General features: G+C 68.0%; 21 protein-coding genes and 4 pseudogenes. 8 read left to right on the forward strand and 17 right to left on the reverse strand.

Features of this window, described 5'->3' with window-relative positions; all coding sequences use genetic code 11:
- Positions 1-2,282: pseudogene (tap, locus tag OHB41_RS01365) on the reverse strand (telomere-associated protein Tap).
- Between the two features lie 17 nt (positions 2,283-2,299).
- Entirely contained in the window at positions 2,300-2,683 is a 384-nt protein-coding gene (locus OHB41_RS01375; RefSeq protein WP_266696105.1) for a hypothetical protein, read from the reverse strand.
- A gap of 232 nt (positions 2,684-2,915) precedes the next feature.
- On the opposite strand from OHB41_RS01375, the gene OHB41_RS01380 reads away from it, so the two are divergent.
- Positions 2,916-3,401 (forward strand): hypothetical protein, encoded by a 486-nt coding sequence (locus tag OHB41_RS01380; protein ID WP_266696106.1) that lies wholly within the window; start codon positions 2,916-2,918, stop codon positions 3,399-3,401.
- Between the two features lie 7 nt (positions 3,402-3,408).
- Here the strand turns inward: OHB41_RS01380 and OHB41_RS01385 are convergent.
- A pseudogene (locus OHB41_RS01385) lies at positions 3,409-3,540 on the reverse strand (IS110 family transposase); the annotation flags it as partial.
- Positions 3,541-3,598: 58 nt separating this feature from the next.
- On the opposite strand from OHB41_RS01385, the gene OHB41_RS01390 reads away from it, so the two are divergent.
- Both OHB41_RS01390 and OHB41_RS01395 read left to right on the forward strand, forming a co-directional pair.
- A complete protein-coding gene (locus tag OHB41_RS01390) occupies positions 3,599-3,784 on the forward strand; it encodes a hypothetical protein (RefSeq protein WP_266696107.1) in 186 nt (61 codons plus the stop codon).
- Between the two features lie 677 nt (positions 3,785-4,461).
- Positions 4,462-9,363 (forward strand): RICIN domain-containing protein, encoded by a 4,902-nt coding sequence (locus OHB41_RS01395; RefSeq protein ID WP_323138341.1) that lies wholly within the window; start codon positions 4,462-4,464, stop codon positions 9,361-9,363.
- A gap of 480 nt (positions 9,364-9,843) precedes the next feature.
- On the opposite strand, the pseudogene OHB41_RS01400 reads toward OHB41_RS01395, so the two are convergent.
- Positions 9,844-10,126, reverse strand: a pseudogene (locus OHB41_RS01400) (transposase); the annotation flags it as partial.
- A 2-nt stretch (positions 10,127-10,128) separates the two neighbouring features.
- Here OHB41_RS01400 and OHB41_RS01405 point away from each other — a divergent pair.
- The 3 genes and pseudogenes from OHB41_RS01405 to OHB41_RS01415 form a co-directional block, all read left to right on the forward strand.
- Positions 10,129-10,407 (forward strand): annotated as a pseudogene (locus OHB41_RS01405) (amidohydrolase family protein); the annotation flags it as partial.
- Positions 10,408-10,577: 170 nt separating this feature from the next.
- On the forward strand, positions 10,578-12,311 hold the full coding sequence (locus OHB41_RS01410; RefSeq protein WP_266696109.1) for a TnsB C-terminal domain-containing protein: 1,734 nt from the start codon (positions 10,578-10,580) through the stop codon (positions 12,309-12,311).
- The gene (locus OHB41_RS01415) at positions 12,305-12,520 is read left to right on the forward strand and encodes a hypothetical protein (RefSeq protein WP_266696110.1); all 216 of its coding nucleotides are present in this window, start codon (positions 12,305-12,307) and stop codon (positions 12,518-12,520) included. Before OHB41_RS01410 ends, OHB41_RS01415 begins: the two co-directional genes overlap by 7 nt.
- 392 nt (positions 12,521-12,912) lie before the next feature.
- On the opposite strand, the gene OHB41_RS01420 is transcribed toward OHB41_RS01415, so the two are convergent.
- The 12 genes from OHB41_RS01420 to OHB41_RS01475 form a co-directional block, all read right to left on the reverse strand.
- Entirely contained in the window at positions 12,913-13,122 is a 210-nt protein-coding gene (locus OHB41_RS01420; RefSeq protein WP_266696111.1) for a hypothetical protein, read from the reverse strand.
- A 156-nt stretch (positions 13,123-13,278) separates the two neighbouring features.
- Positions 13,279-13,578, reverse strand: coding sequence for a maleylpyruvate isomerase N-terminal domain-containing protein (locus OHB41_RS01425; RefSeq protein WP_266696112.1), 300 nt, complete (start codon positions 13,576-13,578; stop codon positions 13,279-13,281).
- Between the two features lie 216 nt (positions 13,579-13,794).
- The gene (locus OHB41_RS01430) at positions 13,795-15,087 is read right to left on the reverse strand and encodes an IS256 family transposase (protein ID WP_266696113.1); all 1,293 of its coding nucleotides are present in this window, start codon (positions 15,085-15,087) and stop codon (positions 13,795-13,797) included.
- Positions 15,088-15,111: 24 nt separating this feature from the next.
- Complete coding sequence (locus OHB41_RS01435) at positions 15,112-15,423, reverse strand: hypothetical protein (protein WP_266696114.1); 312 nt, start codon at positions 15,421-15,423, stop codon at positions 15,112-15,114.
- A 270-nt stretch (positions 15,424-15,693) separates the two neighbouring features.
- Complete coding sequence (locus OHB41_RS01440; RefSeq protein WP_266696115.1) at positions 15,694-16,410, reverse strand: hypothetical protein; 717 nt, start codon at positions 16,408-16,410, stop codon at positions 15,694-15,696.
- A 166-nt stretch (positions 16,411-16,576) separates the two neighbouring features.
- Positions 16,577-17,413: a twin-arginine translocase subunit TatC gene (gene tatC, locus OHB41_RS01445; protein ID WP_266696116.1), complete on the reverse strand. Its 837-nt coding sequence runs from the start codon at positions 17,411-17,413 to the stop codon at positions 16,577-16,579.
- Between the two features lie 78 nt (positions 17,414-17,491).
- Positions 17,492-17,749: a Sec-independent protein translocase subunit TatA gene (gene tatA, locus OHB41_RS01450; RefSeq protein ID WP_266696117.1), complete on the reverse strand. Its 258-nt coding sequence runs from the start codon at positions 17,747-17,749 to the stop codon at positions 17,492-17,494.
- 286 nt (positions 17,750-18,035) lie between these two features.
- The gene (locus tag OHB41_RS01455; RefSeq protein WP_266696118.1) at positions 18,036-18,419 is read right to left on the reverse strand and encodes a twin-arginine translocase TatA/TatE family subunit; all 384 of its coding nucleotides are present in this window, start codon (positions 18,417-18,419) and stop codon (positions 18,036-18,038) included.
- Between the two features lie 264 nt (positions 18,420-18,683).
- Positions 18,684-19,811 carry an alpha/beta fold hydrolase gene (locus OHB41_RS01460; protein ID WP_266696119.1) on the reverse strand — a complete coding sequence of 376 codons (1,128 nt, stop codon included), beginning with the start codon at positions 19,809-19,811 and terminating at the stop codon, positions 18,684-18,686.
- Positions 19,812-19,977: 166 nt separating this feature from the next.
- The gene (locus tag OHB41_RS01465; protein WP_266696120.1) at positions 19,978-20,451 is read right to left on the reverse strand and encodes a VOC family protein; all 474 of its coding nucleotides are present in this window, start codon (positions 20,449-20,451) and stop codon (positions 19,978-19,980) included.
- 198 nt (positions 20,452-20,649) lie between these two features.
- Complete coding sequence (locus OHB41_RS01470; RefSeq protein WP_266696121.1) at positions 20,650-21,639, reverse strand: nitrilase-related carbon-nitrogen hydrolase; 990 nt, start codon at positions 21,637-21,639, stop codon at positions 20,650-20,652.
- A gap of 445 nt (positions 21,640-22,084) precedes the next feature.
- Entirely contained in the window at positions 22,085-22,534 is a 450-nt protein-coding gene (locus OHB41_RS01475) for a MarR family winged helix-turn-helix transcriptional regulator (protein ID WP_266696122.1), read from the reverse strand.
- 210 nt (positions 22,535-22,744) lie between these two features.
- Here OHB41_RS01475 and OHB41_RS01480 point away from each other — a divergent pair, with 210 nt between their 5' ends.
- Positions 22,745-23,839 (forward strand): hypothetical protein, encoded by a 1,095-nt coding sequence (locus tag OHB41_RS01480; RefSeq protein WP_266696123.1) that lies wholly within the window; start codon positions 22,745-22,747, stop codon positions 23,837-23,839.
- 113 nt (positions 23,840-23,952) lie between these two features.
- On the opposite strand, the gene OHB41_RS01485 is transcribed toward OHB41_RS01480, so the two are convergent.
- Positions 23,953-25,635 (reverse strand): ISAzo13 family transposase, encoded by a 1,683-nt coding sequence (locus tag OHB41_RS01485; RefSeq protein WP_266696124.1) that lies wholly within the window; start codon positions 25,633-25,635, stop codon positions 23,953-23,955.
- 110 nt (positions 25,636-25,745) lie between these two features.
- Between OHB41_RS01485 and OHB41_RS01490 the strand changes: the two genes are divergently transcribed.
- Positions 25,746-26,930 carry an IS701 family transposase gene (locus OHB41_RS01490; RefSeq protein ID WP_266696125.1) on the forward strand — a complete coding sequence of 395 codons (1,185 nt, stop codon included), beginning with the start codon at positions 25,746-25,748 and terminating at the stop codon, positions 26,928-26,930.
- Positions 26,931-26,966 lie beyond the last annotated feature (36 nt).

Raw genomic sequence — 26,966 nt, forward strand, 5'->3', positions numbered from 1 at the left:
CTACTCCCCTTCGTCCAGGACGGCGTCGCCGCCCTTGATGTGACGGGCCGGGTTGAAGCCCTGCTCCATCAAATCGACCGCCCACAGCATCGACTGCACGCCCTCCAGCTTCGCCAGCCCCGGCGTCGGCCCGAGACGGAAACCGCCCGGCTGCGGCTTCCCGGACTCGTCGTACGGGAGGAAATCCAGCGGGCTGTCACCGGGACTGGGGTAGACGACGCAGTCGGATAGCACAGCCAGCGGAAACAGCCCGGTCAGCCTGACCATGTTGTTGAGCTTGCGGTGCATGTTCACCCGCGCCTTGGAGATGACCGCGGCCCGGATGTCGGGGCGCCAGGTCGGGCGCTGCATGGCCGGCCACGCCTCGCCCTGTTTGTAGGCCTTGCCCTGCGGGCGCTCGCCGAGTTTGCCGACACCGCCCTCCACCGTCGCTTTGATGGCGGCCAGGACGGCCGCGAGGGCGGGGTCAGTCTGCTTGTGCTGCTCCATCGCGGCGAGGAACTGCTCGTCGGTGAGGTCCTTGGTGACGCCGAGGTCCGCGAGGGTATCGACGTAGGCGGTCTTGAGGCGGTCGTGCCACGGGTCCAGATACGCACCCGTCTCCCGACGCAGGTACGCCTCCAACGGCTGGACGCTGAAGCCGAGTTCCTGGGCATAGGCGACCGTGTGGGTCTGGTACCAAGCCGGTCCAGTGGGGCGGGTGCCGTCCGGGGTGAACGGCGAGGGCAGACGGGGGTCCAGCTCGATGTGAGAGAGATCCACCAGCCAGGAGCCGGGGATCTTCGGGTTGAACGTCGGGGCGTGGAAGTGGTCCGGGGCGGACAGGCCGACCGTGAGCCGGGCCGACGCGGCGAGGAAGGCGGTGTTGAGGTCCAGGCCGACCGCGAACGGCAGCAGGCACTCCTCATCGGACAGCAGGTCCACCGGCCGCACCCACTGATATGCCTCCTCGTCGAGGAAACCGCCACTCCAGCCGGAGTTCACCACCACGGGATGCTCCGCGGTGGCCTCCGGCGGTGCCGGGTCCACCGGCTCCGTCCCCAGCGAGCCCACGTTGTGGCCCGGGATCCAGTTCCCGCTCTCCGCACCCTGCACGGCCTTCGTCGGCGGGCGCAGTGCCGTCATCAGTTCCAGGCCGGAGACTGCCGTGGATCCACGCGGGGTGATGACCCGCGTCGCATACGTGCCCAGGACGCGGGCGATGTCGGTCGGCGCCATCTCGCAGACGCCGGGCCAGGACCGCTCATCGAGCGCGTCCCAGGACAGGATCGCCAGTTGCACGCACTGCCGCTCACGGCCCTGCGCCTTGCGGTAGACCCTGGCCCACGGGCCGAAACCCCGCTGCGTGAGCTGCCACTTCGCCTTCACCACCTGCTTGACCACCGGATGGTCCTCCGGCAGACGCAGGGAGCGGCGCTGCTCGTGGCCCTCCAAGCGCTCCGGCAGCCCGAGCCGCACCACGGCCGCGGCGGTCAGGACGATCAGCGGGTCGGAGTCCTTGCCGTACCGGTTCAGCTTCGCCGCGCCCAGACCGGACTCACGCAGCGTCCACTCCACCAACTCCACGATGGTGGTGGCCGGGCAGTCCAACACGATCCCGTCCACCCCGTAGGCGGAACCGTCCCCGTCCAGCACGACAAGCGGACCATGCGGGAACCGCGAATCAGCCGGAGCCGCTGCCGCCTTCCGCACGACCGGGCGCCGCGACACCGCCGGGCGAGCGGGACGCGCCGGCGCGACCGGCGCGGCAGGCGCGGTGGGCGCGGCGGGCGCGGCGGGCGCCTCGACCGGCGCGACGGGATCCGCCTTCGGCGCGACCGGGCCGGCGGGCGTCTCCGCTACCTCCGGCTGCGGCACCACGGTCGATGCCGGGGCAGGGGCCGGGGCGGAGGGGGTTTCGGGAACCGGGGGTGGTGTGTGGTGCGCGGCCGTCCCCGGTGGTGTGGCTGCAGGGGATCGAGAAGCCGACGGCCGGCGTCGTCGCGGCCCGGAGGCGGTGCGGGGGCGGCGGGTGTTGCGGGGGCGGGGTAGCGGTGGGCAAGGCCCTCGATGAGGCGGCGGTAGGCCTCCAGCCGCTCGCCCCTCGGCTCGGCACGCCCGGCCTCCCACGCGATAATGCTCGGCACCCGCAGGCCCAACGCCTGCGCGACAGCAGCCTGCGTGAGACCGGCCGCCTCACGCAGCCGTACCCGCTCGGCCGGCGCGGGCAGCACCGTGCCCTCGTCGACGGCGGCAAGCAGGGAATCGATCGCGGTGAACAACTGCGGTGGCTGGTCCGTCATCTGCGCATCGTTCTCACTCACCGGACACCCTGACGGATCTCTTCCAGCCGCGTCATCAACCGCTGATAACGCTGCGAAGCCGCCTGAGAGGAGTTCAGGCCCTGATGCGCGGCAATCTGCCGCCAGTCCATCCCCCGCCGCCGCGCCTCCATGACCACCTGCGTCTCCAGCCGGTCCAACTCCTCACGCAGATCCTCGAACAGGCCCAGAGCAGCACCCACATCGTCCGGCCCCACGCCCCGATCCCGCCCGTGATCGTTCTGCTCGCCAGCGGCTGCCAGCAGCCGCCCCACCAGCGACGCATCCTGCTCGACACAACGCGCGGGAGTGGTGTCGTCACCAGGGGCGGGGGCCAGTACGGACAGACGGTCGCGGGCCTGCTGACTCGCATCACGTGGCATACCGGCACCCTGCCCCACGACAGCAATACAACAACGAATTGTTGTTTCATTGGACACCTGGAGAACTCGGCCGGCACAGCTACACACACCAGCCCCTCTCACCACAGAAGACCGCCCACCGCCCGTCACACCTGAACTGGAGACCACCCCCGCGCGTGCGGGGGGTGCCCCTATGTCCTTGGTCAAGGGAAACGGGGGTGCGTTGGCTTTGGGAGCCGGGCAGCATGGCGGGGTGGCTGATCTGCTGTGGGATGACGTGCACTGCTTCTTCGACCCGGACTTGATGGGGTCGCTGCCGGACGTGCGTGTCCCGAATGCCTCGCTGGAGGACTGGCAGGCGGTCCTCGATCTTGTCGCGGAGAAAGGCTGGAAGTGCCAGTACTCCCAGGGAGAGACAGTGTTTCCAGTGCCCCGGGCGGAGGCCGTACTGTCCCGTCCGGCGGATGCCGAGTGCCCGGACCTGCGGGTCTGGCCGACTGCAGATGTGTTGGCGATCTTCCGTTTCCATGCCGACGATGAAGTCGACTTCGACGTCGACCTGCGCGAGTTGCAAGGCCAGGAGCGACTTGATGTGTTCTGCGGCTTCCTCCGAGAGATCGGCCGGCGGCTGGACAAGCCGGTGCTGATGGACCCGGAGGGCGACTCCGGCCATCCAGTGCTCGGCTTCGATGTCGAGGCCGATCGAGTTGTTCGCCTCGTGGACCCGCAGGTCGGATGACTGAGGCCGACTGCTGCGGTTCGTAGAAGGTTCCGTCGCGGAGCATCGCGAAAAGGACGTCGGCTCGGCGTCTGGCGAGGCAGAACAGGGCGTGGGTGTGGTGCTTGCCCTGCGCGATCTTCTTGTCGCAGTAGGCCCTCAGCGGCAACAACGTCCGCCACCGGCTCAACACCGGCGGCAACCGGGCACTGAACTCGGTGCTGCATGTCATCGCCATCTGCCAAATCCGCGATGGCGGACGCGGGCAGGACTACTACCTGCGCAAGATCGCGGAAGGAAAGACGCCTGCGGAAGCCCGCAGGGCCCTGAAACGCCGCCTGTCCAACGTGGTCTACCGGATCATGAAACGAGACCAACGGACCCGCCTCGCTCAAGCCGCTTGACACACAGAGGCGCTGTGGATCCGGCCCCACCTGGGCCAGGTCCGCGACCTCCGCCGCCAGCGTCATTGGCAGCGCGGGGTACTGCGGTGCCAGCGCCGGTGGGACCTCCGTGCCGACAAGGCCCCCCTCGGATAGCTGTTGCCGTCTTCTCGGTGCGGCTCGCGTTTACCGGGAGTGTGGCGGTATCGCTCTCCGCTTCCGTGTCGTGACGTACATCACCTGGTGACGGGTGCGGAATGTTGCCGGAGGCTTCAGCCGCCATTCCGCTTCACATGAATCACACAGGTCCCGCATGGAATGCGCGTGTGAACGCCGCATTCCGGAACGGGTCCCGTCTCCCCGGAGTCGTGTGTGCGTGCGCAAGGGGGCCCGGAATTCTCCCTGTTGTGTTCATGTGTTCTCTGTCTATGGTGAGCGCCGCGTGCGGTGGATCTTGACCAGTCCGACACACGCGTCTGTCATTCGGCGGCCGGGGGAACACCGTCGCCCACGGGGAGGGGTTGCTTCGCCATGCCGTCGTACCGGCTGCCTGCGCACGTTGGTCCTGCCCACGCCGTGTGCCCCTGACTCCGGCTCAGAACCGCCGTTCTCCCTTTGCCTTCGACCGGGCTCGACCGCGCCCGCCCCCCTTGAACGAAGAAAGAGATGCTCTGTTGCGCCCCAGACCGTGGTTCCCTATGCCCGGATCACGAAGATCCAGATTTTTCACTCCCGTCGTCACGTCCGTGGCCGCGCTGGCCGTCCTCGGAGGGCTGGCCGTCCAGCCCGACCTGCTCGGCCGTGGAGCGGACGCCGATCCGGTGGGTGACTCCTACGACTGGAATGTGGACACGGCTGCCGAGCAGTTGCGGCAGGACCAGTGCCTCATGGCCGATGTGCTGCGGCTGGGCGGGCCGTCCATGGCCACGACCGCGCAGGACGGCCTGAACCAGCCCGCGGACAAGCTTCATACGCTCGCCGACCGCAAGAACTGGGAGAAGACCCCGCTCGCCACCGCGTACCAGACGGACCGGGACGCGGCGGGCAAGGAGCTGGACGCCCTCCATGTTCTCCGGGACGGATGGCAGAAGCCTGTCGTCGGTCTGACGACCCCGGCCGGTTTCACCGAGACCGACTTCCACTGGCCTCCGGGGTCCCCGGGGGACGGCGAGGAGGACTTCTATGGTCAGACCGGTCTGACGAAGTGGACCGCCGACCGGTTCTGGAAGAGCGACGGCGACTTCTATGCCGACTCCACGCCCAAGGCGGACGCGGCGACCCTCAAGGCCGTCGACAACCTGGGCAGCCCTCTGTACGGCAAGGACCCCGACCCGGTCGGGCTGCCGGGCGGCGAGTGGAACCGGGCCCTCGCCGAGCGGGACGCGTTCAGATGGCTGCACGGGGTTCCGGGGGAGAACGCGGGCGCGGACAACGCCCGTATGTTCTTGGCGGCGGGGGGATTTTCCCGCAGCGCCCCGCAGCCGGGCACGGCGGAGTACCGCATCGCGGTCGAGGATTTGAAGTCCCGGTTCGCCGCGTGCGCCTGGCGTGACCCGATCGATCCCGACAACGTGCTGGGTGACGTCTCCGGCACGGCCGCCACGGAGTGGCAGCAGGAGATCGCCTCCCAGGCCACGCAGCGCAACCAGATACTGAACGCCAACAAGGACGCCACCAAGTCCCTGGCGGCCGGCGCCAAGGCACTGGGTGACCTGCTGGGGTACTCGTGGGTCGCAGACCACCTCGCACGCTGGCAGGACTACTGGTCCGCGGGCGGGGCCGGCTGGGTCGGCGACGCGCCGGCGGTGATCGAGGTGCACGCCGCGCAGGGCAAGTGCCTCGACGTCGAGGGTGCGAAGAAGGACAACGGCACCCCCGTCCAGCTGTACACGTGCAACGGTTCGGCGGCGCAGGAGTGGAAGGTCTACGGCGACGACCGGGGACTGCACCTGCAGAACGTCAACTCCCAGAAGTGTCTGGACGTTTCGAACAACAACCCGGCCAACGGCACGAAGATCCAGATCTGGACGTGTGTCGGCTCCCCGGCGCAGACGTGGGAGTTCAACCTCCGCGCCGCCGGCAGCCTGCGCAACGTCGGCACCGACAAATGCCTCGACCTGCACGAGTACACCAACGGCTACAACTCGTGGCTGTACACGTGCAACGGCACGGGGCCGCAGCAGTTCGACGTCACGCCCTCCGGACACACCGGCACCGTGCCGCCCAAGGCCCAGTTCGACAAGGCCAAGGCCGGCATCACAGCCGCCCAGACGGCGGCGAAGAAGCAGCTCGACGTCCTCAAGACCCAGCTCGCCGCTGTGAAGAAGGCCGCCACCGCCTCGGACACCGCCGAGCAGGCCTCCTACACCATCGCCGACACCAACGGCGCGCCGCGGGGACGCGGTCTGCTCGTCGGACAGCAGAAGGCCCAGGTCACCCAGGGTGCGGCGGCCGCTCTCGAGGCGATGGTGAAGGCCGGCGAGACCGCCGAGGCCGCCACCCGCGCCTCCGGCGGCGACAGCGAGACCATCGCGGAGCGCGCGCTCGCGCAGGCCGCCCAGGTGAAGGCGGAGTTCCGTAAGAAGGCCGCGGAGAAGGCCGAGCTGCAGGCCAAGGCCGCGGCCGATGCCGCGAAGGTGCACCGCGACAACGCCAAGAAGGACAAGGAAACCGCGGAGGCCAGGCTGGCCGACGCGCTGAAGGCCGAGGGCGATGCGAAGGCGGCCGCCGCCGACGCGCACGCCAAGCGGCTCGCCGCCGAGGCCGAGGAGAAGACGGCCAAGGCGGAGAAGGAGAACGCCGCCGCCAGCCGCGCCGAGGCCGCCGAGCACCGCAAGAACGCCGAGTCCGAGGCGACGAAGGCGAAGGACGCCAAGGACAAGGCGGAAGCCGCCGAGAAGACCGCCGAGGCGCGGCGCGACGACGCCGTCGCGGCCAAGGACAACGCCAAGGCGATGCGGGACGACGCGTGGGACGCCGAGCAGAAGGCTGACGCGGCCCGTGCCAAGGCCGACGCCAAGACCGCCTACGCCGACTCCCTCGACTCCGGTGACGCGGCGACCGCTGCCCGCACCGCCGCGAACGACGCCGACAAGGCGGCCGACAACGCCGAGACCGCGGCCGGCAGGGCCCGCTCCGAGGCCGACGCCGCCACCCGGGCCGCGGCCGACGCGGACGCCGCGGCCACCCGTGCCGAGGCCGCCGCCAAACGGGCTCGCTCCGACGCGGATGCCGCGCAGGCGGCCAAGCTGAAGGCGGACGCGGCGGTGAAGACCGCCACCAGCGCGGTCGCCGACGCCATCAAGGCCTCCCAGGACGCCTCCGCCGAGGCCAAGGCCGCGGTCAAGCTCGCCGACGAGGCCCAGCAGCACGCCAAGGACGCCAGGACCCAGGCGACCGCGGCGAACACAGAAGCGGGCAAGGCACTCGCGGCCGCGGCGAAGGCGGCCGGGTTCGCGCACGTCACCGCCCAGGCGGCCGTGGACGCGGGCCAAGCGGCCCAGCAGGTCGCCAATCCCGCCAACGATGCGATCCAGCTCGGCTCCGCCTACGCCGACACCGACTCCGCCGCCGGCCTCGTCGTCCTGACCGGACAGAACTCCAAGACGATCGCCGAACAGCAGCAGGCCGTCGCCGAAGCCCACGCCAAGAACGCCGCCGCCGAGGCCCAGGCCGCCAAGAACATCGCCGACCAGGCCAAGGGCGACGCCAAGGAGGCCTACCAGCACGCGGCCGACGCCGCCCAGTACGCCGCCGACGCCCGCACCTACTCCAAGGACGCCCTCGCCGACGCCGCCGACGCCGCCAAGGCCGCGGCGGCAGCCTCAGCGTCCCTGGCCCGCACCATCGACTACGACCAGCAGGCCACCACCGACGCCGCCGCCGCCGACAAGGCAGCCGGCAACGCCGAGGGCTACGCCAAGGACGCCCGCGACAGCGCCGACGCCGCCGAACTCGACGCCTCCGCCGCCCGCTCCGCCGCCACCCAGGCCGAACAGGACGCCAAGGACGCCCGAGCCGCCGCCACCCGCGCCGACACCGCCGCCACCGAGGCCGAACAAGCAGCCAAGGACGCCGACAAGTACGCCAAGGAAGCCCAAGAAGCCGCCGAGCACACCGAGAGCAAAGAGAACGGGAAGCAGATCCAGTCGGGAACCATCCTCGACTCGGCCGGCCACATCGGCAACGTGTTCTATGTCGTCGACCACTACGAGAACATCGGCGACCCGGAAACCCTGTCCAAGACGTCGGCCTGCGACGACTGGAAGAGCAAGATCGTCTACAGGGGCGACTGCACCATCACAGCGAAGATCACCTACAAGGCGATCCTCGACCTGTACCTGTGCACCGCAAAAGAACTCAACCCGGCGTACAACATCTGCGCCACTGCTGATGCGGTGTATCTCGGCCAGCAGCCGTCCGAGGAGATGACCAAAGAGGTCGCTTACACCATCACGATCGCGGAATTCAACGCGAACATCGACCCGATCGACATCCTCTTCGGCAGCTGGATCGACTGCGGCAAGAAGATCGGCACGATACTCCACATCTCCTCCGGTGGAGGGGGAAACTGGGGAGGATGCGGCTGGGCGGCCCTTGACGTCGCTTCCCTCTACGCAAACAAGATCATCCGGCCTATCGCCGACGCCGTCAAGGCAGCGGATGCCGCCCTGCGCACCGGTATCGGATTTGCCGACGCCTACAAAGCCCTACGCACCGCTGGCCTGTCCGGCGAGGTCATCACCGGTGCCATCGCCAAACTCGGCAAGGCGTGCGGGAACAATAGCTTCCCCAGTGCCACGCGGGTGCTGATGGCCGATGGCACCACCAAAGAAATCGCCGACGTCAAAGTCGGCGACACAGTGCTCGCAACCGACGCCGAAAGCGATCTCACCGAGCCCCACACCGTCACTCGCACCATCTACACGCCGGACGACACCGACTTCGCCGACATTACGATCGACTCCGGCATCGGAAATGCACAGATCACCGCCACACAACACCACCCCTTCTGGTCACCCAGTGCCCACCGGTGGATAAACGCCAGTGACCTCACACCCGGCCAGACACTGCGCACCAGCGACGGTAAAACCGTCACCATAGTCCACGTCCACCGGTACCACCGACTGCGTTCCGCCTATAATCTAACTGTCGGCGACCTCCACACGTACTATGTGTTGGCAGGCACCAAGGCCATCCTGGTCCACAATTCAAGCTGCACTTCCTTCGTGAAGGAATATGATGGCGACGGCGTGATTCTTGCGGCGCTGGATCGTGGCGTTCTGACGGTGGCGGTGGAACGGAATGAAAGCGTTGTTTCAGGCGGGCGGATGTTCACCGACGTCATGGAACACTTCGGTCCTGAAAACGTCAAAGAATTCGCAGCAAAGTGGGTTCCCGCACTGCCAACCAATCTTGATCAATTCAACGCCAACCTCAGGGCTGGAATGCCGCTCTCGGAGGCTGCAGCCAAGACTTTCACTGGGCACATGCTCGGAAAGTATGGTTTGACTGTCGCAACGGTCGACGAGGGTAAACTTGTGGGCGAGCTCGGCCATTATTCAAACGTCGAAGTGTCGTTCTCGCGACCTGCAGGATAGGTGAATCCATTGGATGAAGAAGGCTCGCTGCACAAGGTGATCGCCGAGGGGGCAACCTTCCTGGAGGTTCTTGAGCATATTTCAGGACGGTATTCTCGGACTCTCACCCCGGTCGCCTTCCTGAAGATACTCCAAGACGAGCTTGGAATTCCGTTCACCCAGTCCAGGAGCATCCTGGAATACTTCGACCCTGCCATGAGGCCGATCGCGGATGCGTCTCTGATAAACGAGCGCGGACGCGCCATCCTATGCAGGTCCAGTCAACCGTAAATCCCAACTGGGCCTCCTTCATTCTCTATGACTGAATGAAAGACTAGCCTCGATCTTTCGTGACGGTCTACCGACGGAGTCGGTAGACCGTCACGCCTTTCGTGGCTGCTGGCGGGCTGGCGGGTAGCCCGGCTGTCGTGTCGGGTGAGCGCCAGGTTCCATTGCTCCCGGAGACGATGGTGCTGCTCGCAGAGACGGGAAAGCTACTGGTCAGACTGGGTTGGGTAGTTGGTCGAGCCGTTCGAGGGCGTCGGTGGCGACATGTGTCCGGGGCCAGTGGCGGGCGAGGCGGAGGATCTGGCGGCGGCCGGTGGTGACGAGTTGGCCGGCCGGGCTGAACAGGCGGAGTCGCAGGCAGCGGGGTTCCCAGAGCCGGGTCTTGCCATTCAGGGCAAGACATCGGCATCCAGGCCGGCAGGTCGAGGGCTATCTGGACGATCTCCAGCCAGACCCTGTTCTGCGCGGTGTCGTGCAGGGACAGGTTGCGCAGGCCGGGACGGCATCCTCGGCCCCGACGTCACCCTCATCCACTCCACCGGGCTGACCCCCGAGGCGTGGCGGGCAATGGGCGCCTCCGGCACCACCGTGGCCCTCGCGCCGACCTCCGACGCCCAGATCGGCCTGGAGACCGCGGTCCCCGCCGTCGACGAGGCGCTGTCCGTCGGCATCCGCCCGGGACTGAGCATCGACGTCGAAGTAGCCCTGGCCAGCGACATGTTCACCCAGATGCGGGCCCTGCACGCCATCCAGCGGATGCGCGCGGTCAACGCCGCCTCCTGCCGCAGCTGCTCCGCGGCGGTGTCGTCGTACCAGGGGTAGCTTTTCCGTCCGGGGCGGCACCGTCGAAGGCCCGACCGCGGTCCTGCTGGGGGCCGCTGCTGTTGCACGTGTACAGCCAGCTGTCGTAGCCCTCGGTGTACTCGTGCAGGTCCAGGCACTTGCCGGTGCCGGTGGAGGAGCAGGGGGAGCGGTCGACGGGCACGCTGGCGCGGTTGCGGCGGCAGGTGGGGTGGCTGCTGGAACAGGAGCACGGGGCGGGAGTGATGGCCCTGCCGCCGGTGTCGACGTTCAACCGGCTGGTGCATGCGGTGGCCGACGGGCAGGGGCTGTTGGGCACGGCGGCGCAGCGGCGGTGGCATGCGTCGCTGCCGGCGCCGCCGTTCACGCCGACGGTGGCGCTGCGGCCGGGTGAGCTGGTGATGCTGGACAGTACGCCGCTGGACGTACTGGCGGTACTGGACGACGGTGTGAGCGGCCGGGCGGAGCTGAGCATCGCGCTGGATGTGGCCACCCACAGCATCTGCGCCGCTGTGCTGCGGCCGGTGGGCACGCGGTCGGTGGACGCGGCGATGCTGCTGGCGCAGATGCTGGTGCCGACCGTGATGCGGCCGGGCTGGGACGAAGCGCTGTCGATGCGGCGGTCGGCCATTCCGTACGAGCGACTGCTCGCGCTCGATGCGCGCATGGAGCAGGCGGCTGCCCGGCCGGTGATCATGCCGGAGACGGTGGTGGTGGATCAGGGCCGGGTGTATGTGTCGGCGTCATTCGTCTCCGCGTGCGAGAGCCTGGGAGTGTCGGTGCAGCCGGTGCCGCCCGCCAACGGCCCGGCCAAGGGGAATGTAGAGCGGACCTTCCGAGCGATCGCCGACGGGTTCAGTCAGTACCTGCCGGGCCACGCCGGCTCGGACGTCTCCCAGCGGGGTACGGCCGCACAGCGGGATGCGTGCTGGAGCCTGGCGCAGTTGCAGGAACTGCTGGACGAGTGGGTCATCTGCGGCTGGCAGGAGCGCCGGCATGAGGCGCTGCGGCACCCGATGATGCCGCAGGTCGCCGTCTGCCCGAACGAGATGTGGGCAGCTCTGGTGGCGTTCACCGGGCACGTGCCGGTGCCGCTGTCCGCCGACGACTATCTCGAGCTGCTGCCCGTGCGGTGGCAGGCCGTCAACGACTACGGCATCCGCTTCGGCTATCGCACCTACGACCACCCCGGTCTGAACCCCTACCGGCGACGCCGCTCACCGCGCCTGGACAAGAACGGGCGCTGGGAGGTCCACCACAACCCCCATGACCCCAGCCGGGTGTGGGTGCGCCTGCCCAAGGGATGGCTGGAGGTGCCGTGGATCCACGCGGCAGCCGTCCGGCGGCCGTTCACCGCGTTCACCTTCGACCACGTCCGACGCACCGTGCAGCGCCGGCAGGACCGTGAAGAGCACGAGGCGGCGATCGCCCAAGCACTCGATGCGCTGCTGCGCCGTGCCAGCCACGGACTGGGCAGCAGGCGCGAGCGGACGGTGGCCGCCCGAGCCCAGGCGGTCGCACAGATGACCGACCCCTCCCCCACCACCACCGCCACCGTTCCGCAACAGTGGCCTGCGCCCCTCGCACCAGCCGCTTCGTACGGGCTGCCCGGTTCCTTCACCCTCCCGCGGCAGGATCCCGACGGCTGGGACGCCGACGACAGCCTGGACGACACCGAGGACGACCAGGACGGGGGAACCGGCCTTCTCGCCGCCCTCGTCCACGGCCAGGACGCCGCGGCAGGCCACGCGGACGAGGCGAAAGCATCCGGGCCGACGGCCGAAACAGTCCGGGACCAGGCCGGCGAGCAGACACCGGCCGCCGCCCGGGCGGGCGGCATGCGCATCTACGACCCGCACCAGGAGGCCCAGGCATGGTGACAGCGGCCCAGCCCGCCACCACGAGCACGACGTTCAGTCCGCTGACCACATGGGACGGATGGCAGCAGTTCGTCAACACACCCCTGACACCCGCACGGGACACCGACGACCAGGAATGGACGCGGGAGCAGCGCGAGGATTACCACGCACGGTCCGCAGCCGTGAGGGTGCCGCCAGGGCCCGCGGCCATCACATGCTTGCTGGGGTAAGTGATGGATCCTTCCGGGAACTGCACCAGCCGGGCGCCAGCAGCACTCGCCTCACGCATCAGATGCCGGATCTCGGATCCACTCGCGAGAAGATTTCCCGGTTCCGTCGGATCCTCGGGCACCGTGCTCTGCGCGACGGCCACCCGCAAAGTCGTACGCATGACACTCCCTAACGTGCAGAGAAGAGACCGGTTGGCGTAGCTCTCACCCGATCAAGAATTCCGGCGAGCCGGAGTGGCTGTGTGCCGAAGCTCGATAGTCGTCACCAAACGGCAAGCACGACCTGGTCGTCCTTACTTCGCGAAGCACGCCATCTGTCACCTTCGAGGCAAGTCAACTGTCATTGGCCTCGGCTTTGCAGCCTTGTTGTCACCCTCCCGCGCCGCCGTGGGCTATCCAAAAAGCGGGAAACGATCCGCGTCGGTGCCGAGTCCGTGTCTCTCGGCCGGGGTCAGCGGCAGCCGGCCGGTGGCGGCCCGCGCGTAGTGCTCGTCGCTCCAATCCACGGGCACCGGATGGCCGAGCAGTCCGTCAAGGGTGGCCCGTACACACGCCAGCCCGGCACCCTCCGGCGGCCGTACAGCTGCCGGAAGGTGTGCCACGAGGTCAAGATGATGAACTGTGGCCTCAACAGCAAGGGTCGCCATCAGGTCGCCAGCGATGAGCACATGCCCCTGCGTGCTGACGAACTGCTGGGGATCGCTGCGCTCAGCCGCTGTGACAGTGGCCGCCGCAGTCTCCAGGTACAGCCCTCGCAACTACTCGAACTCCAGGAACATGCTGGCGCCCACCCGGGTATAGCGTCGCCCGTTCGCAGCACCCACCGTGCCCGGCCCCCAGCTCGCCCAGTAGGTGGCGGCATCGCGGTCCGCAGGCCCGGCAGCCGGCGTGTGCAGAGCCACCAACCCCCGTTGTGCGTCGGCCAGGCAGTGGAAGACGAGATCCCGCACGGCCCACCCCGTGCACCCACTCGGCAGCCAGGACTCCTCGTCGCTGAGCGAGGTCACCACGCCCGCAAAAGCCCCGTAAGCAGCCTTCAGAACACCGACCGACTCCATGCGCCGCCCTCCCTCTCCGCTGGCCCCCGCTTCCGGGCACCTGGCCGAGCCGCGAGGTCGTCTGGGCCACCGCAGCAGCTCACCAGCCGATCGTAGTCAGCTCTGCGTTGCCCGGCCCTCATGCCAGCCGATCCGATCATGCAGTCGGGCGCCACGTGGGCTGCCCCGGGCCGAGAAGGGACTGTCAAACGAGTGGTGTAACTGGGGTAGTTGAGGCTACTGACGGGCTGCCGACAGGCGGCCGTCGAAGGTGATGTCGAAAGCGTTCAGCGCGGTCTTCCAGCGCATGGTCCAGCGGGCCTGTCCCTTGCCGGTGGGGTCGAGGGACATGATCGCCATGTAGACGCACTTCAGGGCGGCCTGCTCATTGGGGAAGTGGCCGCGGGCCTTGACCGCCCGACGAATGCGCGCGTTCACCGACTCGATCGCGTTCGTCGTGCAGACGATGCGGCGGATCTCGGTGTCGAACCGCAGGAAGGGGGTGAACTCTTCCCAGGCGTTCTCCCACAGTTTCACGATCGCCGGATACTTCCGGCCCCAGGCATCGGCGAACTCGGCGAGCCGCTCCAGGGCGGCCTCCTCGGTGGGAGCGGTGTAGACCGGCTTGAGGAGACGGGCGATCTTGTCCCAGTCCTGGCGGGCGGCATAGCGGAAGGAGTTCCGCAGCAGGTGGACCACGCAGGTCTGCACGATCGTCCGCGGCCAGACCGTCTCCACTGCCTCGGGCAGACCTTTGAGACCGTCGCAGACGAGCATGAGGACGTCGCTGACGCCGCGGTTCTTGATCTCGGTGAGGATGTGCAGCCAGTGCTTGGCGCCCTCGCCGCCGTCGCCGGCCCACAGCCCCAGGATCTCCCGCCGGCCCTCGGTGGTGACGGCCAGGGCCACATAGATCGGCCGGTTGGCCACTGCACCGTCGCGGATCTTCACGTGGATGGCGTCGATGAAGACGACCGGATAGACGGCGTCGAGCGGGCGGCTCTGCCATTCCGCCATGCCCTCGAGGACCTTGTCGGTGATGGTGGAGATGGTCTGGCGGGAGACCTCGGCGCCATAGACCTCCGACAGCTGGGCCTGCACCTCGCCGGTGGTCAGACCCTTCGCGGCCAGCGAGATCACCATCTCATCGACGCCGCTCAAGCGCTTCTGCCGCTTCTTGACGATCTTCGGCTCGAAAGAGCCGTCGCGGTCACGGAGCACAGTTATCTCCACCGGTCCCACGTCGGTCAGCACGGTCTTGGAGCGCTTGCCGTTACGGGAGTTGCCACCATTCTTGCCCGCCGCATCGTGCTTGTCATAACCGAGCTGATCGGTGATCTCGCCCTCCAGGGCGGACTCCAGCAGCCGCTTGGTCAGCTGCTGCAGCAGGCCGCCCTCACCGGTCAGCTGCAGGCCCTCGGCCTGGGCACGGCCCACCAGCTCGTCGATCAACTGGTCGTCCACGCCCTTCACCGACGCAGCCCTCCCAGGCTCGGCAGTCTCGGACTCGGACACGTTCTCACTGGTCATCGATGCATCTTCCATGATCGGGAGTTACACCGAACGTCTTACAGTCCCGCGTTTGCGTGTTCGGCGGAAGTGGTCGCCCGAGAGGTGCCAGCGGCACCATTTGATCACCGACGCTCCGATGAGGAACCCCACCAGTCCGCCGACGATCGCAGCAGTGGACTCGAACATGAACCCGCCCCAAGCAACAGCCATGCCCGCCGGCTGGAGCCAGACCACGATCGGCTCCCCTGAACCGCGCAAAACATCCCAGGTGAGGCCTCGAATCAGGGCCAGACCGACCAGGACGCCGACAACAGGTACCCCGTTCGGCGTGACGGACAGGGCTATGACTGGCATGGATGCAACTCCGGAACTCGGGCAACGCAGGGAGCGCACTCAGCACCTGTGGGCATGGATCCCCGATTGTGTCAGAGCTGCCTGTTTCTCGGCAGGAGGGCCGCAACGGTCAGGTCAGCGCTGTGTTCGGTAGTCCGGCCACGTGGACCCATACGCTCAACTGTCCAAGGGCGCACGAGTCATCGGACTATGAATAGCGAGTCGTCACACCAACCACGTGAGACATCCTCTCAGTCGTTGTGACGATGAGACCGCCACAGGGTTCACCGCTCAGGTGAACAGGGCATTTTCGACGTTGATGGTGACGAGTTCGACGTCCTGGGACACCGTTCCGTCCTGTCCCCGCCGGAAGACGCGCCGCCGGGTCGGAACCATGATTCCGTCGAACTCCTTGTATTCGCTCGGGTAATGCGCGGCAGGCCCGGCGTTGATGACCTCGGGCGTGTAGTCGTGCCTGCGCAGGAGCCCGTTCGAGTCGAAGTAGAAGGTCTGCTCGGGGCAATGTGTCGCGATGTGGTCGGGAAAGGTGACCTTCAGGCGCTTCCACTCCTCCCCCTCCTCCGTGACCGGGGAAAGTTCCGCGGCCTCAAATCCGGGCGAGGAGAAGGTGAACGGAGACGTGAAGTACGTCCACATGGCATATCCGGCGAAGTAGGCGACGTGCAGATCATCCCAGGGGCTGTGTACGTCGGCTGGGAACGACGCACGGGGGTCAAAGCGATCGGCCTTCACGTCACCGGCGGCGCTCTCTACGGCAACACGCTTCGCGGTGAAGGATGACCGCAGGTGGGGCGCTGTGAAGGGATAGTGGCTGGCATGCTGCCGGTGCAGGTCCAGGCGGACTGCCGCTTGACTCAGGATCCCTTCCTGGCCCTTGAGCCGCCACAGCGAACCCCCGACCCGGAGATGCGCGGTGACCGAGGTGAACCGGTTGTACCGGTGCAGGCCGCCGTGCGCCTCGATGACGGTGGTGATGAGGTCACTCATGACATGTATCTCCCTGATCGTGTTCAGCCTGATGTGTACGTTCGGCCGCATGGGCGCTGAGCAGCCAGGCGAACTCCGCGTTTCCAAGCACTTGCTCTTTATTCGGTGGCCAGGGCGGCGACGTCCGGCAACTGCCCGTCCGGGCCGCTCCTCAAAAAGGAGCGGATCAGAGCCGGCTGACGGTGAGGTCGCCGGCGGTGTCGAGGCGGCCCGGGGTGAGCTCGAGGTGCGATGCCTCGGTGTCCGCGATCGCGCCCGGACCGGTGGGGTGCCGGCGGCGGTCGTTGCACCAGGCGATCGCGCAGGCCGCCAGGTAGAGCAGGCTGATGGGGGTGGCGAGCAGCAGCATGCTGAGCGGGTCGGTGCTGGGGGTGGCGAGGGCGGCGAAGGCGGTGATGCCCATGAGCATGGCGCGCCACCAGCCGGCCATCCTGCGTGCGCTGATCACGCCGGCGAGGTTCAGCAGCACGAGGAGGACGGGGAGTTCGAAGGAGAGGCCGAAGACGAGGACCATGCGGGTGGCGAGGTCGAGGAAGTCGTCGACGGGCAGGAGGTTGGTGGCGTTGTCCGGGGTGAAGGAGATCAGCACCCGTGCCGTGGTCGGCAGACTCCAGTACGCCATGGCGGCGCCGGTCAGGAACAGCGGGATGCCGGCGCCGAGGAAGGCCAGGGTGTACTTCTTCTCGTGGCGGTGCAGTCCTGGTGCGAGGAATGCCCACAGCTGGTAGAGCCACACCGGGCTGGCGGCGACGACGCCCACGGTGATCGACACTTTCAGTGCCAGGGTGAAGGGTGAGAGGAGTCCGTTGAGGGAGATCACCCCGCAGTGCCCCGCGGTGTCCGCGCCGGCCAGCCGGCCCGGGGCGCAGTCGGGCAGGGGGTCGATGAGGAATCCGATGAGCTGCTTGTAGAACAGGGCTGCGGCGACGGTGACGAGCAGGATGGCCCCGACGGCCTTGAGCAGGCGGTTGCGCAGCTCGCGCAGGTGCTGCCCCAGGGGCATGTGTGCGGCGTCGTGGGCGGTCCCGGTTCCATCGGTGCGGCACCGACCGTGCGTGGGTCGGTCGGTGGCTTCGGCGTTTCAGCGGTTGGGGGAGGTTTCTGCCTCGGCTGCCGCTCTTGCCGTTTGCCGGTTCTGGGACGCGGTCTGGAGGGCTGCGGCGGTGTGCTCGGTCGATGGTTCGTCGGAGTCGTCCTTCTGCATGGCCTTGGTCTCGCTCTTGAGGATCCGCAGTGACTGCCCGAAGGAACGGGCCATGTCGGGGAGCCGCTTGGCACCGAACAGGAGGACGACGAGGAGGATGAGGATGATCTCGGGTGCTCCGAGCCTGCCGAACATGGGTGTTTCCTTTCCGTAGGCCCATAGGCGCAGGAGCGGCACTCCTGCGCGCAGAGGCTTGCCGGCCACGGATGCGTGCGGCCGTGCCCTGCGTCGGGGTGGGGACGTTGGTGTGCTGGGGGACGTCGGTGTGCTGGGGGACGTCGGTGTGCTGGTTGGTGATTGGTCGGGCTGGTCCCGGCTGCGGGCCGGCACGGGATGGCCGGGCCCTGGGTCTGAGACGGCGCTTCTCCGTGCGCGCGCCAGGGGAGGTCCCGCGCCGGGGCTTGCCAGGTGGCGCGCTTTGTCAGCGCCGGCGCCCGGTGGCTGTGGGAAGCGGTCCGTGGGTGGTGGCCTTTCCGAGGCCCTTCGAGGTGTCGGTCTCAGCGCTGTCGAGCCGTTCGTCCCCGAGGGTGAGGCCGGCGGTCAGGTGGCCCGCGTCGAGGCCCTGGCCGCCGAGCAGGTTCTTGGCCAGGAGGGTCTTCGGATTGAGGTCCTCGAGGCTCAGATCCTGGAACTCGGCGGGTAGTTCCTCGCGCATGCTCGCCTGGGCGCTCTGCGAGAGCTCCCGGAGTTTGCGCAGTGTCCGCAGGGTGTCGGACAGCATCCTGGGGAGCTTGTCGGGCCCGACCAGAATGACGGCGAGCACGACCAGTGTCACGACTTCGAGCGGGCCGATGTCGGAAAACATCCATGCCTCCCTTCGGGGATGGTGACGGCTCCGCCGCTCCTGGACAGCAGGCAAACCGTGGCGTTGCGTTCGTCCCGGTCCTGCTTGCCGGGGCACCCACAGCCTGGGCGTCCTCGGTCGAGGGCTCCGGCAGTGGGATCAGCAGGGAACGATGTGGGGGCTCTTCGGTGAACGGGCTCCGGCTGCTCGATGGCGGCGACGCTGCCGCACGGACGAGCTCGTTCCGTCACGCCCGGGGCGTGCCCGGGCGTGACGGTTCGTCCGCTAGCGGGACGGCCCGGCGGCGCGGCGGTACGGGGCCAGGAAGTGCGTCAGTTCGGCGAGCAGTTCCCTGGGAGCCTGCTCGGCGACCCAGTGGCCGGCGCCGGGGATGACCACGCCCCGCACGTCGTCCGCGAGGGGCATCATCGCGTCCGCGACATGCGAGCCGTAGCCTTCCGATCCTCCGACCGCCAGGACCGGCATGGCCAGCTTGCTCTCCCCGCGCCCGGCGTTCTGGTCGAGGGTGGCGTCCCACGCCCGGTAGAGGCCGAAGCTGCCCCGCAGGGCTTCGGGGTCCGAGAAGAGGCGGAAGTAGTACTGCCGCGCATACTCCGGCAGTTTTGGTCCGCCCTGGATGTCGAACTCGTAGCCGAAGAAGATCTCCTCCCGGCCCTTGACCAACTGCTCGGTCAGCTCGTGGTCGATCCGGTTGAAGGGGATGTGCCAGACCCGGTTGTTGACAGGCTCGGGTTCGAACAGGAGCGGAGAGCCCTTACGGGTCGGAGGACCGGGGACCTCCAGGAGAGCCACGCGGGCGACCCGCTCCGGATGGTCCGCCGCCAGCGCATAGCTGATGATCAGGCCGGTGTCGTGGCCGGCCACGGCAAACCGCGCGTGCCCGAGCGCGCTCATCAGCGCGACCAGGTCCTTGGCGAGAGTGCCGGAGTCGTACCCGCTCCTCGGCTTGTCGGTCAATCCGATGCCGCGCTGGTCGACGGCGACGACTGTGTGGCGCCGTGCCAGCTCCGGCATCACCATGCGCCAGGCGTACCAGTTCTCCGGCCAGCCGTGTACCAGGAGCAGCGGTGGCCCGTCACCTCCGGTGACCACGTGCTGGCGGATCCCGTTGGCCTGGACGAACCGGCTGGTGAACGTCTTGGTGAATCCTGCCGGCAGGTGCGGCGCCGTGGTGACCGAGCCGAAGCCTTTCGGCATCCGCCTGGGCTCGCCGGCGGCGGCTGGCGTCAGGCCACCCGCCGCCAGCGAGATGCCCGCGGCAGCGGCGGAAGCGGCCGCGCCGCCGACGAAGGCGCGTCGTGAGAATCCGCGCCGCGGGGTGGTGCGGTGGTACGTGGGCTGGTCAGGGCCAAGGCCATCCTGGCCGGACGGCTCTATGGGCGACATGCTCATGGGAGTGTTTTCTCTTTCCGATGGTCAGGGCATACAGCGCGCAAGCCGGAACAGATAGGAGCATGTGCTCCTAAATGTCGGGGCGTGACGGCTGGACTCGGAGGCAGCCGTTCGCGGTGTGTCACCACCGCGCCGGACGCTTGCCGGCCGCGGGGAAGGTGATGTGTCAACGGCCGGGGAAGCGCTCAGTGATCTCCTGGAGCACCCAGCCGTTCCCGTCGGGATCGCGGAAGGTCAGAAAGGAGCCGTAGGAAGCGCGCTCGGGGTGCACACCGGCGAGCCGCCCCTGACCTTCGAGGGCGTGGGTGAGTGTTCCGCCCTCGTGGCCGTGGTACAGCAGCCCGCCGGCGTCGTGGAACACCTCGCTCACCTCGATGCCGCGTCCGCTGAGTTCGGCGTGCGCCTCCTCGATGTCGGAGACGACGAGGTACAGCCCCTGGGCCGAGCCCGGGGCCGCGGAAGTCATGCCCGTGCCGAACATGATCGAGGTTCCGGAGCCGGGCGGCGTGAAGTGCACGGCCCGCCAGTCCTCGCTGACCGCCTTGTCGAGATCCAGGCGGAATCCCACCTGCTCGTAGAAGGCCTTGGCCCGATCGACATCAGTAACCGGCAGGACGATGAGTTCGAGCTTCATGTACATGTGAGATCTTCCTCTTTCGGTGTGGGTGAACCCGCACCCGCGGGTGGCCGACTCCACAGTCGGGGGGCGGGGTGGCGTCGGGGTCCTTCTGCAGGTCTGGAGCATGAGGACGCCCCAGGGCCGCGGCCCTGCCCGACGGGCCGTTGCCGTCTTCGGGTCAGTCGGGTCAGTCGGGTCAGTCGGTCGGGGGGCAACGTCTCACTGGGTGTCGGCGGTGCGGTCCTCACCGGATGTCGTGAAGGAGTGGGTTCCGGCGTGGGCGTCGCGCTCGCGGAGGTGGGATGCCGGGGTGCGGTCGACCATGAGGCTGAGCAGTTCCGGGCGGCTGTAGTGGCCGCGTGTGTCCGCCAGGCGCTTGCGCCGGTCGATCAGCTCGAAGTCCAGGTCGGCGATGACCTCGCCCTCGCCGGACGTGAGCGGTTCGCCGATGATGCGGCCCTCGGGGTCGACGATGGCGGTGAAGAAGCCGCCGGACATCGCAGCGGCTGGGGCGCCGGTGTCCTTGGCGATCTTCGCCTGCTGGTCCGCATCGAGCCAGGCGGTGGCGTTGACCACGAAGCAGGCCGACTCCAGTGCGTGCTGACGGATGTTGACCTCGATCTGCTCCGCGAACAGCTCGCCGCCGAAGGAGCCGGGGTACATCGCGGCGTGGATCTGCTCGCCATCGGCCATCAGCGCGTAGCGCGCCAGCGGCAGGTAGTGCTCCCAGCAGGCGAGCTGGCCGATCCGGCCGACGGCGCTGTCCACCGCGCGCAGTCCCGAAGCATCGCCCTGGCCCCAGACCATTCGCTCGTGGTAGGTCGGCGTGAGCTTGCGGCGGCGTTGGATCAGCGTGCCGTCCGCGTCGAAGAGCAGCTGGGTGTTGTAGAGGGAACCACCGTCACGCTCGTTGACGCCGATCGAGACGACCATGCCGGCTTCACGGGCGGCCGCGCCGATCGCGTCGGTGTCGGCGGACGGCACGGTCACCGCCTCCTCCATCAGCCGCAGGTGCTCCTTGGCCATGGCGTAGGGCGGCTGCACGAAGGAGAAGTAGGGGTAGTACGGGACGACGGTCTCCGGGAAGACCGCGAACTGGACACCCTTCCGGCCCAGCTCACGGATCTTCTCCACTACTTTCCCAACCGTGCCCGCACGGCTGTAGAGAACGGGGCTGATCTGCACAGCAGCTGCCTTTACGACGGTCATGGTGCGACTCCATCTCACGATGCCGGGTCGGCGCACACGGGGCATTTCGATGAGCCAAGCCTCAGCAGGCATGGGACGGCCTCTCCGAGACCTCTGACCCGGGAGGTTGCTGGGCTGTGCGCCGACCACTTTCCGACTCTGATGCCGTGCCCCGCCCGTGGAGGGGTTTCGGCGCTTGAAGGACGTGGCGGCCTAGCCGTCTCACCTCCCATAAATAGGAGCATATGCTCGTATCTAGGGAAAGGCAAGACCTCCTCCGGCGCACCTCAGACCTTCACCCACCATCGGGGACACCTCCGGAAGGGCACCTTGACCGGGGCATCGCAGCCGCGCCAGGACTTCCGGCCAAGGATTCCGCCCCGCGCGCCGGACCCTTCCGGGCCCCACCGCGCCGCACCCACCTTCACGAGATCCCCGCAGCCAAGCTGCGTGGCGCAGTCGTAGCTCACTCAGCCCATGGATCGAAGCCGGTATCGAGGACAGCCTCAAGGAAGGCTCGCATCCGGGCCGCATCCTCGGCACCGAACTTCTTCTCGAACTCCGCCTGCGCACTCTCCCAGAGCGGGAGCGCCGCCTTCATCCGGGCCACGCCGTCGGGCGTGATGGTCACTATCCGCGCACGGCGGTCAGTCGCCGACGGCTCAATGGTGACCAGCCCCTCGCGCTCCAGCGGCTTGAGGTTGGACGCCATCGTCGTCCGGTCCATGGCGATCATGTCGGCGAGACGAGTGATCGTCATGCCTTCGTGAACGCTGAGCAGCTGCAAAGTACTGAACTGTGTCGCCCGGAGGCCCAGCGGAGCCAGGGCCTTGTCGTACGTCGCACCGAGATACCGCGACGCCTTGCGCAGCGCCAGGTTGTTACACAAGTCCGCTCTCGACCTCGCAGCCGTCATGGCACCCTCCAAAGACTCCACTCCCAGTATACGAGCACCTGCTCTTAAATGGACTCGCGACGGCCGGAGACGACGGGGCGCGGTAAGCGCGACGCCGCCAGCGCTGTGACCGCGTGGGTTCGCACGGTGTCTTAAGGCACGCCCGCCGCCTCATGTGAGGATGGGGTTATGACGGGGCTGAGGAAATGCGGGAGGCGGCCGGTCAGGCTCGTGGCGGCGGCAAGTGCGGCGCTGGCACTGACCGCCTGCAACCCAAGCGGTTCCGACGACGGGCGCTCCGGGAGTCGCGAGGCGGAGTACAAGCGCGTCATCGAGGACCCTCAGCCGGCCCCGGCCGGCGTCATTGAGGCGGCTGGCGCACCCAGTGGCGTGGCCCGCGCGGACGACGGCTCGCTGCTCCTGTCGTACTACGTCGGCAACGTCGAGGACGACGAAGGACCGGCCGCCTCCGCCTGGCGCATCGTGGATCCCGACGGCCGCACGGTCGCCGAGCAGGCGGAACACACGGATGCAGAGGCGGGGCCGACCGCGTACAAGGGAATACGCGGTGGCTTCATGCGGGTGCCGCCCGGGGTGGGAGCCGAGGGAGCCTACGTCCTCGACGTACACGGCAAGCAGCACAAGGTCATCATCACGGAAGTCGCGTTGCGCACCCGCCCCGGCGACATCCTGCTCGTCGCGCCGGAGCCGGTCCTCGTCTACCACCCCGCCACGCGCACCGTGGCGCGACCGGCCGGAGTCCCGGAAAACGCCATCCGCCTCGCCGTCGACGAGCGGGGTACGGTCTGGAGCCTGAACCAGCCTCTCAGCGACGAACCCTACCGCGTCGTATGGCAGCGCGGCGGTCGCACGATCGGCCACACGGTCGTCCCGAAGCCGTATACGGGAGGCATCCTCGCCGCGCGGGGTGGCACCGCAGCGCTGTCCCTCACCCAGGGCCAGGGCACGCAGGGCCTGTTGGTGACGACGGACGGCGGCGGGCACTGGCAGAGAGTTCTCGGCGGCGGAATCCCCTTCAGCGCCCTGAAGCGTGGCCCGCAATCGCTCGTAATGGAGCTGCTTGCGGACGGACGGCTGCTCGTCGGCGAGGAAGGCGGCCGCTACTGGCTCGCCGGCGACCACACCAACGGCCTCTTCCACGAGCTGAAGACGCCGGCGAAATTCACGTCGCTCACCGTCTACGGCACCACGCTCTACGGCATCGCGGATTCAGCGACGGCGACGTACGACCTGGTGAAGGACGAAGGCCTGTGGATCTCTCGCGACGGCGGACGCGAGTGGCGACGCTACCAGCAGCGCAGATAGCGGAGGAACGGGTGCGTGGACGTATCCGCATGCTCTCGACCGCCGCGCCACCGCCCGTTGCCAGTATCCGGCGGTGACCTTCGGTTCTCGCACGGCTTAGGGCTCGCAGAGAATCAACATGTTGATTCGATCTCTGTGGGGTTCTTGTCCGCGAGGAACGCGGTGATGTCAGCGGGCGTGCGAAACCTGGCTGTCGAGGGCGGAATCGTGTAGCCGTGGTCGGCCAGGAGGGGTTGAACTTGGTGGACGGCCCTGGTGAGGGTGCTGCCGTTGACTCCGAAGAGCTCGGCGAGCAGGTCACGGGTGCCGAGTTTGCGTAGGTAGAGCACGGTGGCCAGGACTCGGTCGGCGGTGGTCAGCTTGTCCTTGGCCCCTGCACCGCGAGCGCGGATGCGCTCTCCGCCTCGTTGCTGGAGCCGTCGTTGCTCACGTAACTCATCGAGTTTCCGGGCCAGTTGGTTGATGAGTTCGTCCAGTGCTGGTTCGGGCATGCCGGTCAGCTCCGGGTCGCGCAGGCGTCCAGTGCGGGGCTGTGGGGGCGGGCTGCCGGCTGAGGGTGGGTTCCGGGCTGCGTTGATGTCGCGGGGGTGGAGGTGGAAGGTGTAGTTCCAGTCGCCGTGAAAGCGGTGCCGGCGCATGGGCAGGGCATCGATGTCGCGGTCGGTGACCTTGATACCGGTGTCGTAGGTGCCCGGGTCGGGTTCGGCGTGGACTTTCAGCCCTGTGCGGGTGGTGGTCGCCGCGATGCTCTTGACGATGACGTCGTGGCTGGTCAGCGGTCGGCCGCGCCAGTTCATGGAGATGTGGGAGAAGAGCCGGTGCTCGATCTTGTTCCATTTCGAGGTGCCCGGAGGCATGTGGCAGACCGTGATGTCCAGGCCTGTCTCGGCGGCCAGGGCTGCGAGTTCGATCTTCCAGGCGCGGGTGCGGTAGCCGTTGGACCCGCCCGCGTCCGCAGTGATCAGCAGACGGGTGGCATCCGGATAGTCGTGCCGGCCGCGGGCCCGCCACCAGCGGCGGATCGAGGCGACAGCGAACGCGGCGGTGTCGTGGTCGGTGCCGACGCTGACCCAGCCGGTGTTCGCGGCGATGTCGTAGATCCCGTACGGGATCGCTTTGCCCGGTCCCTGCCGGTCCGGGAAGTCGTGAGTCTTGACCAGTACCGGCTCACCGGTCGGCCGCCACTGGTGGCCTGCGTTCTTGTAGTCGCCGACGAGTTCCTTCTTCTTCGTGTCCACGCTGATCACCGGCTGGCCGGCGGCGATGTGCTGTCTGGCCCGCTCGTTAATGTAGCGGAACTGGGCGTCACGGTCGGGGTGCTGTTTGCCCTCGATGGTCTTGGCGCCGGCCTGCAGGCTGAAGCCCTCCTCACGCAGCAGGTCCCCGACCGTGTCCGCGCTCACTCGATACCCCTGACGGCTGAGCTCGGCCGCGAGGCTCCTGGTCGACTTCACCGTCCAGCGCAGCGGCGACATCGGATCGCCCCGCTCGTCAGGTTCCACCAGTGCCAGCAGCGCGGGCCGCAGACCCGGATCAAGATCCACGGCTCTCTTCCGGCCGCCACCGGGCCGACGGACCCGGCCCAGAGCTTCCTCGCCGGCCTCCAACTCGTCCACGCCCTTGCGGACCGTCGTCTCACTGACCTGGGCTGCCCGCGCGACCGCCCGGATACCACCGTGCCCCAGGATCCGGGCCTCGGCCCCCATCATCAGCCGCCGCTGCCGCTCATCGAGGTGTGGGAACAACACCCCGAACTTCACAGCGAGTTGGCTACGGACCTCGTCGGAGACGCTCATACCACAACAACGAGCCGCATCACGGGAAGCAACACCTTGATTCTCTGCGAGCCCTAATACCGCAACGGTTCTTGCCGTGACTGATGGCCAGGTCGTTCGTTGGTGTGGTTATGGGTGGGGACCTTGCTGATGTCAGGTTGTGGGCGGGTGAGCTCGAGGCGGTGCACGAGCGGTTTGTGCACCGGTTCAACCGGTCGGAGCCGCGGGAGTCGGCGCTTGCCTATATGCGGGGGCTGGTCGCGCCGCTGGAGCGGAAGAACGGCTGGACGCTGGCGGAGGAGGCCGGCCATGCCGGTCCCGATCGCATTCATCGGCTGCTGAACCGGATCGAGTGGGACGCTGACGAGGTCCTGGACGACGTGCGGGCCTACGTCGTGGAACACCTCGGGGACCGTGAGGCCGTTCTGATCGTCGATGACACCGGCTTCCTGAAGAAGGGCGTCCGCTCGGCCGGGGTCCAGCGGCAGTACTCGGGCACTGCGGGACGCACCGAGAACTCCCAGATCGGAGTCTTCCTCGCCTACGCGACGCCCCGCGGACGCACGCTGATCGACCGGCGGTTGTATCTGCCCACGTCATGGACGGACGACCGCGAGCGATGCCGGCGGGCAGGCATCGACGACAGCGTCGCCTTCGAGACGAAAGTGGCCATGGCGAAGGCGATGGTCCGCAAGGCGATCGCCGACCGGATTCCGTTCGGCTGGGTGACCGCGGATGCCGCCTACGGCTTCAGCAAGGGCTGGCGGTTCGAGCTGGAACAGGCCGACATCTTCCACGTCATGGCCACCACCCGCCACGACACCGTCGTCACCCGCTGGTCCATCGACCACCCCGTCCATGACCTGTTCCCCGACCTGCCGCGGCAGAAGTGGAAACGCCGTTCGTGCGGCGATGGGGCACATGGACAGCGGATCTACGACTGGGCCCGTGTCCAGGTCCGTCCCTGGCACCGCGAGGACCGCCGGCACTGGGTGATCGCCCGCCGCAGCGTGAGCAGGCCCGAGGAGATCTCCTACTACATCGCCTACTGTCCCGCCGAGACCACGCTGGACGAGCTGATCCGTATCGCCGGCAGCCGATGGGCCGTCGAGGAATGCTTCCAGACCGCGAAACAAGAATGCGGCCTCGACGACTACCAAGTCCGCCGCCATCCCGGCTGGCACCGCCACATGACCCTCGCCATGACTGCCCACGCCTGCCTCACCATCCTGCGCGCCCGCCAGCTGGATCAGGAAAGAGCAGAAACGGATCCTCCTAGCTCATCCACTACAGCCTCGCTGAAATCCGACGGCTGATCACCCGCCTCACGGACCGCCGGGACACCCCGGTCA

It is taken from the genome of Streptomyces sp. NBC_01571, assembly GCF_026339875.1.
Lineage (GTDB): Bacteria > Actinomycetota > Actinomycetes > Streptomycetales > Streptomycetaceae > Streptomyces.